This is a genomic window from Pedobacter kyungheensis (assembly GCF_000812965.1).
GTDB classification, from domain to species: Bacteria; Bacteroidota; Bacteroidia; order Sphingobacteriales; family Sphingobacteriaceae; genus Pedobacter; species Pedobacter kyungheensis.
Genome location: NZ_JSYN01000015.1, coordinates 172,271 through 189,465, shown reverse-complemented (window position 1 = coordinate 189,465; position 17,195 = coordinate 172,271). Strand labels below are relative to the sequence as shown.

10 protein-coding genes are annotated in these 17,195 nt (G+C 38.8%); 2 read left to right on the top strand and 8 right to left on the bottom strand.

The annotated features are described in order from the left end of the window. Positions 1–12: 12 nt before the first annotated feature. The 3 genes from OC25_RS13585 to lacZ form a co-directional block, all read right to left on the bottom strand. The gene (locus OC25_RS13585) at positions 13–1,536 is read right to left on the bottom strand and encodes a M60 family metallopeptidase (protein ID WP_039476890.1); all 1,524 of its coding nucleotides are present in this window, start codon (positions 1,534–1,536) and stop codon (positions 13–15) included. Positions 1,537–1,573: 37 nt separating this feature from the next. Next, entirely contained in the window at positions 1,574–2,776 is a 1,203-nt protein-coding gene (locus tag OC25_RS13580; protein ID WP_052266202.1) for a glycoside hydrolase family 27 protein, read from the bottom strand. A 201-nt stretch (positions 2,777–2,977) separates the two neighbouring features. Then, positions 2,978–6,142, bottom strand: a complete 3,165-nt coding sequence (lacZ, locus tag OC25_RS13575) for a beta-galactosidase, LacZ type (RefSeq protein ID WP_039476887.1) — start codon at positions 6,140–6,142, stop codon at positions 2,978–2,980. A 529-nt stretch (positions 6,143–6,671) separates the two neighbouring features. Between lacZ and OC25_RS13570 the strand changes: the two genes are divergently transcribed. Next, positions 6,672–8,915 carry a peptidase domain-containing ABC transporter gene (locus tag OC25_RS13570; protein ID WP_039476885.1) on the top strand — a complete coding sequence of 748 codons (2,244 nt, stop codon included), beginning with the start codon at positions 6,672–6,674 and terminating at the stop codon, positions 8,913–8,915. Between the two features lie 16 nt (positions 8,916–8,931). Continuing rightward, on the top strand, positions 8,932–10,251 hold the full coding sequence (locus OC25_RS13565; protein ID WP_039476883.1) for an HlyD family secretion protein: 1,320 nt from the start codon (positions 8,932–8,934) through the stop codon (positions 10,249–10,251). 2 nt (positions 10,252–10,253) lie between these two features. On the opposite strand, the gene OC25_RS13560 is transcribed toward OC25_RS13565, so the two are convergent. The 5 genes from OC25_RS13560 to OC25_RS13540 all read right to left on the bottom strand — a co-directional run bounded on the left by OC25_RS13560 (position 10,254) and on the right by OC25_RS13540 (position 17,184). Continuing rightward, positions 10,254–11,489 (bottom strand): glycosyltransferase family 4 protein, encoded by a 1,236-nt coding sequence (locus OC25_RS13560; RefSeq protein WP_039476880.1) that lies wholly within the window; start codon positions 11,487–11,489, stop codon positions 10,254–10,256. Positions 11,490–11,494: 5 nt separating this feature from the next. Then, on the bottom strand, positions 11,495–12,436 hold the full coding sequence (locus OC25_RS13555) for a hypothetical protein (protein WP_039476878.1): 942 nt from the start codon (positions 12,434–12,436) through the stop codon (positions 11,495–11,497). A 2-nt stretch (positions 12,437–12,438) separates the two neighbouring features. After that, entirely contained in the window at positions 12,439–13,362 is a 924-nt protein-coding gene (locus tag OC25_RS13550) for a hypothetical protein (RefSeq protein WP_039476877.1), read from the bottom strand. Between the two features lie 171 nt (positions 13,363–13,533). Further along, positions 13,534–15,228 (bottom strand): alkaline phosphatase family protein, encoded by a 1,695-nt coding sequence (locus tag OC25_RS13545; protein ID WP_039476875.1) that lies wholly within the window; start codon positions 15,226–15,228, stop codon positions 13,534–13,536. An 18-nt stretch (positions 15,229–15,246) separates the two neighbouring features. Then, positions 15,247–17,184, bottom strand: coding sequence for a M60 family metallopeptidase (locus OC25_RS13540; protein ID WP_052266201.1), 1,938 nt, complete (start codon positions 17,182–17,184; stop codon positions 15,247–15,249). Positions 17,185–17,195: the final 11 nt, after the last annotated feature.

Genomic DNA, 17,195 nt, shown 5'->3' with positions numbered 1-17,195 from the left:
ATAGCACTTAAACTAGTTTACCGGCGGAAAATTGAAAGGCTTCCAGGCAGGCAAACCTGCCAGTTCCTTTTGCGTTTGTTCGCTGATACCTACGCCCCAGGTAATAAAAAAAGGTGCAAGGTTACGTTTCACAATATTCGAATAGGTTTTTGCCCACAAATCGCGTTTTTGTTGGTCGTTAAGTTCACCAATAGAAGGACCAATTTTCTGATATTCTTTAAAGAAAGTTTTAAAGCTCTCCCATCCAAATCCTTCCTGCATCTGACGAAACATAATGAGTCCCAGGAAAGGATCCTTTTTCCATTTTTCGTAATCAGCACCTTCTGCAAAATATTTTTTCATCATTTTCTGCGTATTGGCGCTTGATACGCCCGTATGCGAATCATCTCTTCCACCCATTAACCTATCGAACATGTACAGCGAAAAAAAGTTGTTACTCACCTCAGTTGTTCCACCAAAAACCCAGTTCAGGTTTTGCATGTTGTGCCCAATTTCGTGGAAAAAGCCCCAGTTTGCCCCACCTTTACTCGGTTTCATCAACAACTCAGGGTTAGCCATAATTTCGTTAGAAAGCATGTGTTTTGAGGGCGAATGGTGAATCATGATCGGGTAACCGCTGTGCATGTAACCACCTCCGATATGCTCATCGGGTACCATGCGTTGCGCACGATAAAACGGAGCAGGCATATTGGCCAGATCGAGCTCACCCAATACAACCAGATCCCAGAGTTTAAGCACTTCTTCAGGCTTTTTAATGGTTTGTAATACACTATCAGGCAGGGTTAAAATCACATTTTCAGTTGCCATCTCGCCCCAGGGTGCTTTATTGTTTTTCAGCTGGTTTTCCCAATCGCTTTGCGTGCTCTTGCCCAAAACAAAGAGTGGTGCGGCTACAGCATGGCTAATTTTGAAATCAATTTTTCTGCTAGCTGCCTGTGGCTTAACATCAATGTAAATTAAACCACCAAAAGGCGAAGCCAGCCTGTTTTTACCCACTACCAGCTTTTGTTTTTTGGTAATAATTGGCATCCTGCGCCAATCTTCTTTACCAGCTACCCAGTAGTTCAAACGGTCGCTGTGTGCACCAATCTGCACTTCAAGCTCGTTTACATCGGCATTTTTTGGTACATCAATTTCGATGTACTCGCCAGCTTTAGCATATAAACCCGTGCTGTACATGGTGGCATTATCGTAACCAGAATAGCCGAGGGTTGATACAATTGTTACCAGACTATCGGCCATTTTTTTATGTTCGATGCTTACCGTTTTATTAATAAACTGAAAGCCCTCTTTTACTGTTCCCGGGAAGATATTGGCCGATGGCTGTGCCTTAATGCTTTTATAATCGGTACTTTTCAAGGTTTCATCACTCCATTTGGCTATCGCTTTTCTAAATTCAGTATCTGTTTTAGAAAGCGTATGTTCGGGCGAAATGACAATAGTTGCCGGATCTTTAGCAACATCCTGAGCAAAGGTAATCAGCCCACCTGCCACAAGAGCGAGTGTTAATGCTGATTTAATTGATGTTTGGTTCATGGTGTTTAATTTGTATGGTTTTAGTTTTTTGATTGTATTACACTTTTTTCAAGCGGAAAACTTTGGTTTCGTGAGCAGTTACCTCACCGTTCCACTTATTGTTTTTGCCAACAATCTTGTGTTGCCATAAATCTTTTAACTCGTATTTACCGGTCAAGCCCAGATCTGCAAAGTTTACATTGGCATTTTGTGTTGAACCCGATTTATTTAAGATGGCTATGGCAAAATCGCCGTTAGCCAATGGGCGTACAAAAACATCCCAGATATCGGTTTTAATTTTGCGTTCGGCTTGCTTGCCCAAAGCATCCTGATTTAAGGCAATAACTTCGGCATTGGTAAAAATGGTTCTGGCTTCATCGTCCATTTTACGGATATCGCAGCTGGCATACAGTGGTGAATTGAGCATGCTGTATAAACTCATCTGACTTTGGTATTCGGCTTTTGTACAACCTACGCCTTTAAAAGCAGAAGAAGGGCCTTTGGTGCCATGCAAACCTGCTACCAGCATATCGCCATCGTTCCATTTACCCGGACCAGAAAAACTGGCCAATCCGGCCATTTTATCAACCACATTGTAAATACCAACACCTCCTTTACCTTCTGTATCCAGCCATTTATCCCTGATATCGTAAGTGGTGCGCCAGCTTTGTCCGCCAACCTGTGCACCCCAGTTCCAGGGTTCGCGCGGTCCCCATTCGCAAATGCCCAAAACAATATCCCTACCCGATTTGCGCAAGGCCTGGGCTATTTTGCCATATCTTTTTTTAGCAGTTTCTACATCTTCTGGTGCGTTACAATAATCGTATTTCAGATAATCAATCCCCCACGAGGCGAAGGTTTTGGCATCCTGATCTTCGAAGTTTAGGCTTGCCGTGTAACCACCACAGGTTAAAGGTGCGGCATCTGAGTAAATCCCCAGTTTCATGCCTTTACTGTGCAAATAATCGGCTAGTGCCTTAATGCCTGAAGGGAATTTCTTAGGATCGGCAATGATGTTATTTTTATTGTCGCGACCACCTTGCCAGCAATCATCTAAAAAAATATACTGATATCCGGCCTTTACCATGCCGCTGCTAATCATGGCATCGGCCATTTCTTTAATATCTTTCTCGTTCGGATTTTCGGACATGATGTTCCAGCTCATCCAGCCCATTGATGGCGTTACGGCTAATTTGGATTCTTGTGCCAATGCCGCCTGAGTGAATAACAACAGTGCCATGCATATTTTGATTAGTCTCATTTTTGTTTTGGTTAGTTTCTATTTTAATAATGAGGAATACTTAAAATAATCTCCTCTTGCCTTTGCAGGTGTGAATCGTAATTTATGAGCTTAGGATTCCCATCCGATAGCTATCGGATCAAGTTGGGAATGACGATCACACTTTATAAAAAAGTAAAACGGATGATTTGAGTAATTAAATCATCCGTTTTACATGATCCGCTATTTAATTGGTTTGATGTAATAACTGTACTGGTAATCTTTGAAAGGAATTTGGTACTGGATTAATGGCATAGACCCCCAGCTATCAATCCCCTGCACACCCAGTTGCTGCAAATCCATGTGTACATAAATCTGGTTACGTTTTACCAGTTCGCCTGAGTGGTATTGTTTTTTCTCTGCCTCCGGATCCAAATCTTCAACCGCGTAAGGCAATGCGTTAAAACTCAATAACTGATCGGCAAATTCGAAACGTAAACCTTTACCCGCTTTATCGGTAAAATTTACCCAGCGCACTTCGGTTTTATTACCGCTTTCCTGCGGACGGGCGTAAGGGAAATACTGATCGGCAACGGTAGATTTATAAGTACCTATTAATGATGCCGTTTTTCTGTCTGCGTAGTTTTCGCCTGGACCACGGCCATACCACTGGATATTGCTGTATTCGTTTTTCAGCTGTAAATCGTTACCGATACGCATTAAACTTTTGTAGTTGCCGTTAACCGCTTTAAACTGATTGTCGACTTTAACTGTACCATCGGCCAAAACAGTAAACTGTTGATTAGTTTCCGCATCGCCTTTTAACAATGATGATTTAACGGTTAAGGTAAAGCCATCAGCCGTTGAATTTACAGTCGATTTGATATTTTCGGCATCATTATCCTGATATACATTGCGCCACATCCTTAATCTGGTATTTAAACCAGCACCAATATCATTATCGGTTGGTGCTCTGTAAAAGCCCGGTTGTGGTCCGGCAGCCAATAATTCGCGGCCTTTAGACAGGTAACTGATTAAAGTACCTTTTTTCAGATCGAAAGTAATGGTAAAATCACTGCCTTTCACAATTGCACGATCTGCAGTTTGCTCAACCTTTAATGCTTTTTTACCAGCAGTAAAAGTGTTGGCCTTTGGTGTTCCAGCCAGGGCAATCTGCTCGTAAGCAATTTCGTAACCTTTTTCCAAAAACGGCTCTGCATTTTTTAAGCGGTAGCGAACGTTTAAGAAGTATTCTTTACCTGCAACATATTTGGTATTAAACGGAACGGTTAGGGTTTCTGTTTGGCGTGGTCCAACATTCAGGTTGTTTACCACACCGGTTTGAACCACTTTGCCATCTTCAACCAGCTCCCAGTTTAACTGCACATTACTAATATCTTTAAAGAAATAGCTGTTGTTTACATTAATCTGGTTGGTACCGCTAAAAGTAGTTTTAATATACTGATGCACTTTTTTAAGCTCAACCGCCATTGGGGTCATTCCGCGATATGCTGTAACTACACCTTTAACACAAAAATCGTTATCGCTAAAGTTTTCGTCAACCGGGCCACTTAGCGGGAAATCGCCACCATAAGCCATAATGCGCTTACCATTTTTAACCGTATCGATGGCCTGATCGATCCATTCCCACACAAAACCACCCTGCAGTTTTGGATTGTTCTCGATGGCATCCCAGTATTCTTTAAAATTACCCAAACTGTTGCCCATAATGTGCGCATACTCGCTCATGATGAATGGGCGGGTTTCTTTTTCCTGTTTGGAATAGCGTGGGAGGTAATTTGGTGAAGGATACTGCGGTACAATCATGTCGGTATTGAAATCATTTTCTGCCCTTTCGTACTGTACCGGACGGAAATCTTTTGCTTTTAACCACTCGTAACCTTCGTAAAAGTTAACACCGTTACCCGCTTCGTTACCCAACGACCAGGTAATTACCGAAGTGTGGTTTTTATCGCGCTCATACATACGGGTTATACGTTCCAAATGGGGTACACGCCATTGTTTATCGTTTGCAAAAGTGGTTTCCAGGCTGTAATAACGACCATGCGATTCGATATTGGCTTCGTCAACTACGTATAAACCATATTCGTCGCACAGTTCCATCCAATAAGGATCAGGAGGATAATGAGAATGACGCACTGCATTAACATTCAGCTTTTTCATCATTTCCATATCTTTTTCCATATCGGCATGGGTTAAGGTATGGCCTTGAGTAGCATTGTGTTCGTGCCTGTTCACGCCTTTTAAAAACACACGTCTACCGTTAACCAGTAAATCGCTACCCTTAATTTCTACCGAACGGAAACCTACGCGTTGAGGAATCACTTCAATTATTTTCTCGTTTTTATCTTTTAAAGTAATGTACAAGGTGTACAGGTAAGGTACTTCTGCCGACCAGTTTTTAACATTATTAATCTGCGTTTTGAAATTCAGATTGGTTTTATAATTACCCAATACTTTTTGCAGTTTGGTAGCTTCTTTCCAAACATTATTGCCTTTGGCATCAACCAGATCGAGTGCTACATAAAAACTATCAGGACGGCTGTGGTTGGTGCGTTGGTCTATTCTGTAGTCCTGTACAGCTAAGTCAACATTTAAAAGTCCGTTGGTATAGCTTGCATCGAGTGTTCCAGCCACTTTAAAATCGCGGATATCGAGTTTTGGCGTGGCATATAAGTACACCTCGCGCTCAATACCCGAAATGCGCCACATATCCTGGCATTCCAAATAACTACCATCGCTCCACCTGTATACCTGTAGCGCAATGGTATTTTCGCCCGGTTTTACATATTTGGTGATATCAAATTCGGCTGCCAGCTTGCTATCTTCGCTGTAACCTACTTTTTTGCCGTTTACCCAAATGTAAAATGCCGATTTAACTGCACCCAGGCTAATAAATACCTGTTTATCCCCCCAGTTAGCGGGAATATTGATTTTTTTACGGTAAGAACCTACCGGATTGTTGTCTTCGGGAATATCGAAAGGCGGGTTCATGCGGTTACCGGTAAGCTGACGGCCGGCAAACTCGTAAGGCTGGTTTACATAAATGGGTAGGCCATAACCGTTAACTTCCCAGTTGGCAGGAACTTTAAAGTTATCCCAGGCTTTATCGTCGAAATCTACTTTATAAAAATCTGTTGGGCGCTTGCGCGGATCTTTTACCCAGTTAAATTTCCAGGTTCCGTTTAAGGATAAAAAGTAAGCCGATTTTTCTTTGGCTCGTTTGGCGGCCAGCTCCTGGTTTTCGAAGGCAAAGGCCGAAGCTCGCATGGGTAAACGGTTTACCGAAACTACTTCAGGAGTTTGCAGTTCGGATGGCAGCTGCTGCGCACTCACTTGCCCGGCTACCCATAATGAGGTAAAAAAAATGGTTAATTTTCTCTTCATTGTGTGTATTTATAATATTAGGTTTTGTGGCCCCAAATTACTGATGATTGGGTGATAATGGTAAAATTGTTTTAGCGCAAACGTTTGAGTTTTAAATATGTTACCATTGCCGGAAGTTTAGTGTATTTGCTTCCTAATTTGACAAAAACAACATAAAAGCTCAGCTACTTATTAAACAAAGAATAAAATAGTGGCCTTTATCCTTTGCAAACTTAAATTTTGGCCGTTTCACCTTAAAACCCATCATTTTTAACGGGTAAAAAAGAGATGCAGGACGCTAATTACAAACCCAAATTAAATAGGAAATGAAGCTAACTGAGATCAGTTTTGGCGGTCTGACATTCATTTAAACTTTAATATTAGCCCCTTAATATAAAAATAGCTCTGATTGTTTCGAATTATGAAATTTAAGAATCAAAAACCGCATTTAACATGCCAAAACACACAAACGTTTGCGCTAAAATATAGGAAGAGTTTAGTCTCTTTTTTGGTTATGTTAGTAAGCTAAACAAATTATACAACCAGATTAATGCCAATCTCGAGATTTCCATTAGACAGACAAATGGACATGATGGACTGTGGTCCTGCGTGCTTAAAAATGATAGCCAAATATTATGGCAAATTTTACTCCTTGCAGTACATGCGCGACAAATGTGGGATCACAAAGGAGGGTGTTTCATTTCTTGATTTAAGCCATGCCAGCGAAACAATCGGACTTCGTACGTTATCGTTAAAGTGTACTGTTGAAGATTTGTTGCATAAAATACCTTTGCCAGCCATAGTACATTGGGATAACAGTCACTTTGTTGTAGTTTACAAAACCAGGGCAAAAAAAGGAAAAGAGCTAAATCAGGGCACTATTTATGTCGCCGATCCGGCTAAAGGCTATGTTAGCTATAAAGCCGAAGAGTTTGCTTCAAAAACCATAAAAAAAACGCACAACGGTGAGGCTGAAAAACTGGTTTTAATGGCGATTGAGCCACAGGCCGATTTTTATGAAAGACAAACAAACGAAAAGCTGGATAAACGTAAAACCTTTTATAATTTCCTCAATTACTTCAGGCCTTATAAAAAAAGCTTTATCAATTTGTTTGTGATTATGCTGCTGGTCACTGTCTTGCAAGGGCTCCTCCCCTTTATCAGCAAGGCAGTTATTGATGTGGGCATTCAAACACACGACATCAACTTTATCAATATTGTACTTATTGCCAATATTGCCATTTACTTAAGCATTTTATTAAGTAACATGGCCCGCGACTGGATCCTATTACATGTTACCTCGCGGGTTAATATTGCCTTAATTTCGGATTATTTAATCAAGTTAATGTTGCTGCCCATCACCTTCTTTGAGAATAAAATGACCGGTGATATTTTACAGCGTGCGCAGGACCATGAACGTATCAGGAGTTTTATCATGAACAACTCCCTGAATATGATCTTCTCGACTTTAACTTTTCTGGTATTTGGCGCTATTTTACTCGTTTACAATACGGTTATATTCTGGATTTTTCTGGTGGGTAGTATTATTTACGTAGCCTGGGTGATGGCCTTTTTAAAACTGAGAAAAAAATTAGATTGGGAATACTTTGAACTGGTAAGTAAAAACCAAAGTTATTGGGTAGAAACCATTGCCAGCATACAGGACATTAAGATTAATAATTACGAAAAACCCAAAAGATGGAAATGGGAAGATATCCAGGCCAGGCTCTATCAGGTTAACTTAAGGGTTTTAAGTGTAACCAATACGCAAAATCTGGGCGCCCAGTTTATCGACAACCTTAAAAACCTTTTCATTACGTTCTTTTGTGCCAAGGCGGTAATTAATGGAGAGATGACTTTTGGGGTAATGATCTCCACACAGTTCATTATCGGAATGCTGAATGCTCCGGTTGTGCAATTTATACAATTCATCATTTCTTTTCAGTTTGCACAGATTTCGTTTCTGCGTTTAAATGAAATCCACCAGCTGGAGGATGAAACCGAAAATGTAGGTACCAACCCCATTGATTTACCTGAAAACAAAAGCCTGATCATTAACAACCTTGGTTTTCAATATACGCCAACTTCCAATCCCGTACTCAGGGGCGTAAGGTTAATTATCCCCGAAGGTAAAGTAACGGCTATTGTAGGCGATAGTGGAAGTGGGAAATCGACCCTGTTAAAATTACTGCTCCGGTTATATAAGCCCAGCTATGGCGACATTAAAATCGGCAATATGAATGTTAATAACATCAGCTTGAAACAATGGCGGGATAAATGCGGAGCGGTGATGCAGGACGGAAAAATTTTTAATGATACCATCCTGAACAATGTGGTTTTAGACGACGAAAAAATTGATTACGGACGACTTAAAAAGGCCCTGGATACCGCAAACATTGCAGCAGAAATTGAAGCTCTCCCTCTGGGTTACCAAACCATGATGGGCGAACAAGGCAGGGGTTTGAGTGGCGGACAAAAACAACGCATTTTAATTGCCAGGGCGCTCTATAAAAACCCTGATTATTTATTCTTCGACGAAGCAACCAATAGTTTAGATACCTTAAACGAAAAAAAGATTGTAGATGCTCTCGACCACGTTTTCAAAGAAAAAACTGTAATTGTTATAGCACACCGGTTAAGTACCATACGCAAAGCCGATCAGATTGTGGTAATGCAAGGCGGTACCATTGTAGAAATGGGAAATCATCAATCTTTAATGGCTCAAAAGGGAAAATACTTTCAGCTGGTACAATCGCAATTAGAGATCACCGAAACTGTAGAGACTTTAAATTAATCTCAATTAAAGTAAAATGCAACAAGATTCTGAAATATATCATCATAAACAACGTACCGAACAGGTACAACATATCATTGAGCGTATGCCTACCCGTTTTGGCTTTTGGGTGAGTATAATTGTAGGTTTTATTTTCATTTTAATTTTTGTCTTCGGCTGGCTTGTCCGTTATCCGGATGTTGTTCCTGGTCAAATTGTAGTTAATTCAAATATTTCGCCAATAAAACTTATTGCCAATAGCAATGGAAAATTAAAACTCAACAGCATTAAATCGATGGAGGAAGTTAAGGAAGGCCAAATTATCGCCTATATTGAAAACCCTACCAATCCGGATATTGTTTTCTACATAGACAGTATACTTAAAGGCTTTAACCCTTCTCATGAATCAATTCTGATGCTCAAGAATAAATTACCAGGTAATTTATCTTTGGGCGAATTAAACGGAAAATATTATGCCTTTGTAAATAGCCTGCAAGAGTATACCAATTATAAACAGGATAAGTTATTTGATAAACAGGCACAAAACCTTTTAGATTTATTATCGGAGCAAAAAAAAGCGATTGTAAGCGCGACCAACAGAGTTGAAATGGCTAAAAAATCGTTGATTTTTGCACATAAATTTTACCAGCGTGATTCTACACTTTTTAAAAATAAAGTAATCAGTGAAGCCGAACTGGATAAAACAGAGATGAACTATATCTCCAACAAAGATGCGCTGCAGGCTGCAATAAACAACCTGGTACAAAACAAACAAAGCAGCCAGCAAACTGAAGGAAAAATACAGGAACTGGGCATTCAAAAACCCGAAAAAAACAGTGAATTAAACATACAGCTCATCTCTGCATATAACGATCTTATCGACAATATTAAAAGCTGGGAACAACATTATGTATTCCGTGCGCCGTTTAAAGGAAAGGTACAGTTCTTAAAATTTTACCATGAAAATCAGTTTTTACAAAGCGGAGAACAGGTTTTTACCATTATACCCAATAATGAAGAAGCCATTGGACAAGTTGTATTACCGGCAAACGGATCGGGTAAGGTAAAGATTGGACAGGAAGTAATTGTTAAATTAGACAACTACCCTTATATGGAATATGGCAGCATAAAGGGGCATATTGCTTCCATTTCTTTAACCAGCAACACTGAAAAAACCGAGCAAGGTAATACAGAAACCTACCTGGCCTCGGTAAAATTTGATAATGGCCTTAAAACCAATTATGGAAAGCAGTTAGACTTTAAGGCCGAAGCTAAAGGTAGTGCCGAAATCATTACCAATGACCGGAAATTGATTCAAAGATTATTTGATAACCTGAAATATGTGGTAAATAAATAGAATTAGCTTAAGTAAAGTTGCAACGTTTTTTCGGCCATTTGCTTGGCTGTAAAATGCATATTAAATAAAAGCTGTCCGTTTTCGCTTAGTTTCGCCCTTAGCTGCTGATTCTGATACAAACCTAACATTTGAGCAGAAAGGTTTTTCTCATCTACACGGTCAAAAATATCTGTTTTAACCTTGATTACGTTTAGCTTATCTTCAAAAGGTTTTGCAAAGGCGGGTATATCTGAAACGATTAAGGGAACACCCGAGCTTAGCATTTCAAGAGCGGTAAAACTACTTTGCTCTGTCATTGAGGGAATTAATCCTGCATCAGCAATGGTATAATAGCGTTTAATATTTTCTTTATCTGCATATCCTGTAAACGAAACCCTGCCACATACCGAAGCGCTAATGCTAAGATAATGCTCCATATTTCCTTTACCAACAATCAGTAGCCGGGCATTTGGCATAGACTTTAACTTTTTTGAAAACGATTTGATTAATATATCGACTCCTTTTTGTTCAGACAATCTTCCCACATAAAGAAATATAAAATCATTTTCATTGAAACCTAAACTAGACTTAATAATTTCTTTGTTTAGGTTACGATTATACACTTCAGATATTAGTCCGTTAGGAATTAAATGTACCTGATTTTGATCGGAAAGTTCATAATATTTCTGCATGAACCTACTGCTATCACTACTCAAACTGATAATATGATTGGCTTGCTGGCAAAGCTTCTTTTCGAAAATTATAGACTGAAAAAAAATATTCTTTTTTTCTTTTGGATCAGTACTTTTCCAGTCTTTTTTAAAAGCATTGATATCATTACTGTAAAATACACGCCACAATGAAACATGGTTAGTATACACTACCTTGAAGTCGTACTCATTAGCCAGATCGGCCAGTGGCAATTGTAAAACAGTATTCAGATGAAAAACCGTTTTAATTTTTTCATCAAAAAAACCAGATAAAAGGCAGATAATTGCACGGGCCATCATGGGCTTTAGTCCTACTTCTGATTGGCCTTTTTTTATGCCTGCTTCGTTTAAAACAATATCAATATCAGTGCGCTTATGATTAATTTTTCTGGAAGAAAATCCTGTTTTCTTTCCAAAACTTAAGCGTACAAAATAAAGATTACAAGGTGCATTTAACCTTTCAACGGCCCCAAGCAGGTTACCAGTATAACTACCCACCCCGTGGCCAAAGGCTTCGGATGGTGTTTCAAAATAAAATATATTTGACAAAATATTTAATTTAAAAAGGAATAATAAGCCCTCTTTCCTGAAGTGCTCTCTTGTGCTGCCATCAAAATATCAAACCCCAGGTCTAACTTACTACTAAAATCAATCGTATTAAGATCCTTTTCCATTGTAAGAGAAACTTTTTTCTCATCTGCAGGATTTTTAAATTCCCTTCCCAAATTTTTATTCATTATTGCTTCTGAGAATAAAAAGCATTCTTTAATAGATTTCCGATTTTTATCTATAAAATCAATTAAAAATTTATCACTAACAAATTTCAATTCATCCTCAAAGAGGAAGAGCATTTTTCTAAACACAATTCCATTTCGTTCCTCATCTTCAAATTTGTCACCTAACAGTTTCAAACCAAAATCAATACTATCCTCATAAGCTGTTTCATTACTTTCGAAACTTAATAGCTTTAATAATGTAGCATTTCTAAGCCATTCATCATACAAAAAAGCATGATCGAACAATTTTTCCTTTGACAGCTTCTTCTTCATCTTTTTTAGAACAGGCAACAATGATTTGTTTTCCCTTACCCGTTGCTCCAGATAAATTAATATTAAAACAAGCTGTTCTTGTTTCAATAGTTTATTATTAGCAATTAAAATACAAATTTCATCAGCCTTTTCGTAAATTTTGGGAATAGCCAGATTAAAGTACCCCAATTGATTAAATTTGGTTAAAAAGAGGCTAATTAATACCACGTTCCAATTAGATCGCTCAACCTTAGCCTTGTTAACCGAAAGTATTAATTCTTCTATGTACGAAAAGGCCAGATGATTATAATATTCATTTTGACTTATTGCAGCATATTCAAAAAAATAAAATATCTCTTTAATGAAAAGCTTAGGATTAGCTAATTTAACATGCAATTCATAGGAGTTACTTGTTAACAGGCTATTATTTAAATAGCCTGTTAACAAGTAAAAATTGCTTTCTATCATAATTATCCAAACCAGTTTACAACCAAATTAATGGTGTAGTTAAGCCCCATTGCTGCCAATTGTTCCTTAATATAGCCATAAGAATCTTTTAGTGCGTATGCCGAACTGCCAACATTAAGCACCGGTGTAGCCATGGTATTTTGATTATATGTACCATAATTAAAATCTTGACCATAGTTATTTGGATCCGCTGCCCATGCACTTTTTGCTGCCGCTAATTTAGATCCATTTAAATTATTCATTAAGCTAGAGATAAAATTCCCATCAGCTCTAGAAGCATTATCACGAGCAATCTGAGCATCAATAGCTTGTTGTTGATATCCGGCTGCCATCATTCCAACATAATCAGCATCATAATGAGTTGAAGTTGATATAATTTGAGAAAAATCTTGATATGCACCTGTTAACTCATCCAGCACCACATATTCCTGTAACTGAATTTGAAAAATAGTATAGCCACTAAAGGATCCCATATCATTATCAGAAACTATTAAATCGGGTAGGCTTTCATAGTTATATCCACCGTTGGTCTCTCTATATAAACTATTAGTGGAGAAAGTATATCCAGTTAAGTTATCATAATAAACTTTTTCAGAGGAGGCATTGGAATCGAAATCCATTCCCACATAAAGTAACGTAAATCGATCCCATGATGATGTACCCATACCATAATCTGTTTCATTTACATTAATGGTTACAGGCGAACCATAGCCATCATCATCTAAGTGATAAGAGAAACTTCCACCCCAAGAAGAGTCGGTATCAACAAATACTCCTGTTGTGTAACCCATGTTAGGCATAACCACATCATAAATATTGCCATCGTAGGCAGAAATCATGTTAACACCTCCTAAAGTTTGTTTTTCTTCTGAGTGAGATAACACTTCAAAGTTATCTTCCAAGTCTTTTAATGTTTTAATTTTCATAAGTTTTGCGTTATTAAGATTGAATTAAAAATAATATTTTTTGTAGAATAATTTTTATTTAAAATGACAAAATGGAATGAGATTGTAATCCCTGCGGTATGGCTTAAAAAAAATCGACAAAAAACCCTTTGCCTCCTCCGGAGGCAAGGGTTTCACTAACTAAACTAACTACTATTTTAAGAATTCGATTTCGAAGTTTTTAAGGTAAGGCTTACCGTCAAAACCAAAATCTGAGAGTATATTAATATTCATCCAGTATAAAGTTAAAGCAGCAACATCACTTGCTGTTGTTGGAATTGACAATGTTGATGTTATTGGCTCAGGTGTTGTTCCGGGGGGATAAGACGTACCTAAATTAGCCCAACTGTAAGTACCGGAAAGTAGCATATTATAGCCAAGAGGAGCTTTGTTAAAAAATGTACCTTCTGTACCTTCATCCATAGGCCAAAACCCAACTATGTTAGCATAATTCGGGTGTTGAGTAATGTCTTTTAACCCAATATTGCTTTTAATCGTAGCTTCACTTAACGCTGTATTGAAATAAGTTAAATTAGCGCCATAAAATGAGGTTGGAGTGTCGTTATCTCCGGTTCTATGGCCCACCCTTAAAGGTTCTGTTGTATTTAAACTTTTTCTAGTACTGATATTTACAGCTGTTGCGTTCTGGCGGTTACCATCAATATACATAATTAAGTTTCTGGTAGTAGAATTGATGTATTCGACACTCATAGTTAATGTACGCCATACTGTACCCGGCGCATCTGTTGAGGATGTTTCCTGTTTACCATCTCCACCATTTAAACTTCCCCCAACGGTTACTACCCACTTACCACCAGGATAGAGTGCCCATTGCCAACCTGTAATCACCTGACCGCTCAGGTTGGTACTCTTACCAAAGAAGCTTGCATATCCACCAGGAACGGCATTAAATTTCACATCCATCTGTACCGTAAAACTTTTGTTATCACCAATATCAAAAAGCCCTTTATCATTAGGTACGATAGCCCTTGATGATGTTGTAGAGAAAAGTACAGGATTGAATCCGGATTTCTTTAATTCAAATGGTTTAAATGCTGGATTATAGACCAATGTAAAACCATTGGTTGGGTTTGCACTGCTTCCGCCATGGTTAGTGGTAATTATAACTAACCAATCTTCATTGGCATAACTTTTCCTGGCTTTTAAGGCCGTTAAAATATTGCCTACATATTCGTCAGCTTTAATAATTGCATTTTTATAACTGGCATTTGAGGCTAAAAATCCTCCATTAGCACCTGCAGCCTCAACATCTCTAAAGTTAACAAACATAGTTCCTAAACCAGCCTGATTATTTAAGAGATTAACTGTACTGTCTTTTACTGCTAAATCGGTTGTAACAACAGGAGAAAAATCGGCGTTACGCATATAATTACGTAAACTAGGCCAGGTAGTTACCATTGCAGTTTTTACAGCTTTATATTGTGTTACATAATCAAGCACATTTCTATATGATACAATAGGAGCGTGATCATCGCCATTGGTATCCTGAGTTCTTTCGAAATTATCATTGCTAATCTGATGTTTCGAAAATCCTGTACCGGTGACCATTGATGCCCAACCTCCCGCATCAGAAGCCGTTTTCAACGTATTATAAGAGTATTTTGAATTTTTCTGTAACTGGGTCAAATTAGTTGGCGCAACGATCTGTAATTCAGAACCGGTTAAGCCATCAATGCTGATTATTAACACCTTGCGTTGCAGGTTCGTGGCACGTTTTAATTCTTCGTAAACCGGTGGAGGATTGTCGTACTTTTTACAAGCTGCAAAAGCTATTGGAATAAGCAAAGCAGCACCAAGAATATATTTAAATTTATTTGAATTCTTCATCTTCTTTAAATTTAGAGGTTATTTAATTACACCTAACTCAGCCATAGCTGCATACGGGAATGACGCTACAGGTGTATTCCACCCATCTTTCAACAAAACCTTAAAAAACTTACCGAAAACAGGTCCGTTTGGAAAAGTAAAGTCGTAACGTGAAAACGCATTAGGAATTTGAGTTGTGGCCACGCTGGTAAAATTAACATTATCGCTACTCACTAATATTTCGATGTTCTTAACCCGTTGAGCTGTAGAATTCCTTGGCACAAAATACATTCCCTTCACTGTCATTCTTTTATTTTCGCTGTACACAATGGTGTATGGGTAACCCTGTGCTGCACTTGGTGCAGGGCTGTATTGTGAGTGCCAGTAGGTTGCGGTATTATTATCGAGCATTGCTGCCGGACTACCTTCATTTGATTGATTAGAACTTACAGTTACGCCTGGCGCAAAAGAAATAGCCGCTGTACCACCAGTTTTATTTAATGGATTATAGCCCCAAATCTGGGTAGTTAAAAGCGGATATTTGGCTGTTAATTTAGCCGCTACGGCATCGCTGATAGAAATACCCCAGGCATCGAAAAACGGAGCCAGATCTGTTTGTGTGTAATCTGATAATTTTTCGTATACGAAATTATGCATGGTAATATCACTGCTATTTAAACGATCGGCATGACGGGCTTGCGAATACAGATACGTCATAGCTCCATAACCATATTTTTCAAAGATCTGTACAAAAGGTGTCATTCGCTTAAATGGATCGTTCATAGCTGCATCTGTATCAAAATTTTTGGTTCCTGTTCCAGATGCATAAGTAATAGCTTGCGGGAAACCGCTTGAAACCGAAGGGTGCAGGATGTTATAATTTGCTCCTATCCTGTTGGCAACTTTAAAGCTGAACAAGTTGTTGGTGGTTTCGCCCAAAGTACTCCAGCTCCATACTTTAGTTTGCTGACAGTTGTGGCCAAATTCGTGATAAGAACCCCACATCCCGTTACTGGTGGTAATGTTTGTTAAGCTTGTAAAACCTTTAAACCACTCACTGTCGTTTAAACCCACAAAAGGGAAACCACTGTGACCATAACCTGCTGATAACTGAATATCTAATACTCCTCTCCAGGGACCTTGCGGGCTTCTGTCTTTTACATCTGGTGCATTATCTGATAAACCCATCCAGGCATTGTAATCTAAATCGAATACATCGTTCCATTTGCCGAAAGCCACTGTTGGATTAGTATAGGGCTCAGATGAGCTAAATGTAGCCACAATTTTATCTCTTGGTACCAGGAAAATTACGCGCTTGCTACGCAACTCTAACCAGGGTACCTGCGAAGCTTTTACTTTGTTTACCCAATCTGCATCAACAGTTTGGCCCAGAATAAAATCGGGAGACACACAGGCATTCGTAATGGTAAATTCTACGGGGTTTGGATAAGCCCTGCCTGCACGGATATAAATGGTACCGCCATATAAATTACGTACATAGTTTGCACCTGCATACAGTTGCTGGCGCATGTAAATAACCGGATCGCGCAATAACGGAGATTTACCTGAAAGATTATCGGTATGCCCACCAATCTGAACAGTTAAACCTTCAATACCGGCCGGTACATCAATTTTGATCAGCTCTCCCGGTGCTGCATAATAGCCTGTACTATATTGGGGTTCAGGGGCTACCTGTATCCTCAAATTATCGGCTGTTTGATCGGTAAAGTTTAAATCTAAAGTAAATTTGGCATTTTGAACGCGAGGCTCAGACTGATCTACCAGGCCTGGAAATACCCTCGCTTTCGCGTACATCGATTTATCGATTACTTTCATGTTGGTATCGATACTGCCACCTGCAACATTTTCAGAATTATCAGGATAACCATCCGGAATATTGTAGCCGTATTTTTTACATGCTGTTGTGCCTAACACCAAGGTAACAGCACATAATATGGTGAAATGATTGAGTTTCATGTTTCTAATGT

Excerpts from the sequence above, each read along its gene's own strand:
- lacZ (WP_039476887.1), bottom strand. The coding sequence starts at position 6,142 with ATGAAGAGAAAATTAACCATTTTTTTTACCTCATTATGGGTAGCCGGG.
- OC25_RS13555 (WP_039476878.1), bottom strand. The coding sequence starts at position 12,436 with ATGATAGAAAGCAATTTTTACTTGTTAACAGGCTATTTAAATAATAGC.
- OC25_RS13580 (WP_052266202.1), bottom strand. The coding sequence starts at position 2,776 with ATGAGACTAATCAAAATATGCATGGCACTGTTGTTATTCACTCAGGCG.
- OC25_RS13570 (WP_039476885.1), top strand. The coding sequence starts at position 6,672 with ATGCCAATCTCGAGATTTCCATTAGACAGACAAATGGACATGATGGAC.
- OC25_RS13565 (WP_039476883.1), top strand. The coding sequence starts at position 8,932 with ATGCAACAAGATTCTGAAATATATCATCATAAACAACGTACCGAACAG.
- OC25_RS13540 (WP_052266201.1), bottom strand. The coding sequence starts at position 17,184 with ATGAAACTCAATCATTTCACCATATTATGTGCTGTTACCTTGGTGTTA.
- OC25_RS13585 (WP_039476890.1), bottom strand. The coding sequence starts at position 1,536 with ATGAACCAAACATCAATTAAATCAGCATTAACACTCGCTCTTGTGGCA.
- OC25_RS13545 (WP_039476875.1), bottom strand. The coding sequence starts at position 15,228 with ATGAAGAATTCAAATAAATTTAAATATATTCTTGGTGCTGCTTTGCTT.
- OC25_RS13550 (WP_039476877.1), bottom strand. The coding sequence starts at position 13,362 with ATGAAAATTAAAACATTAAAAGACTTGGAAGATAACTTTGAAGTGTTA.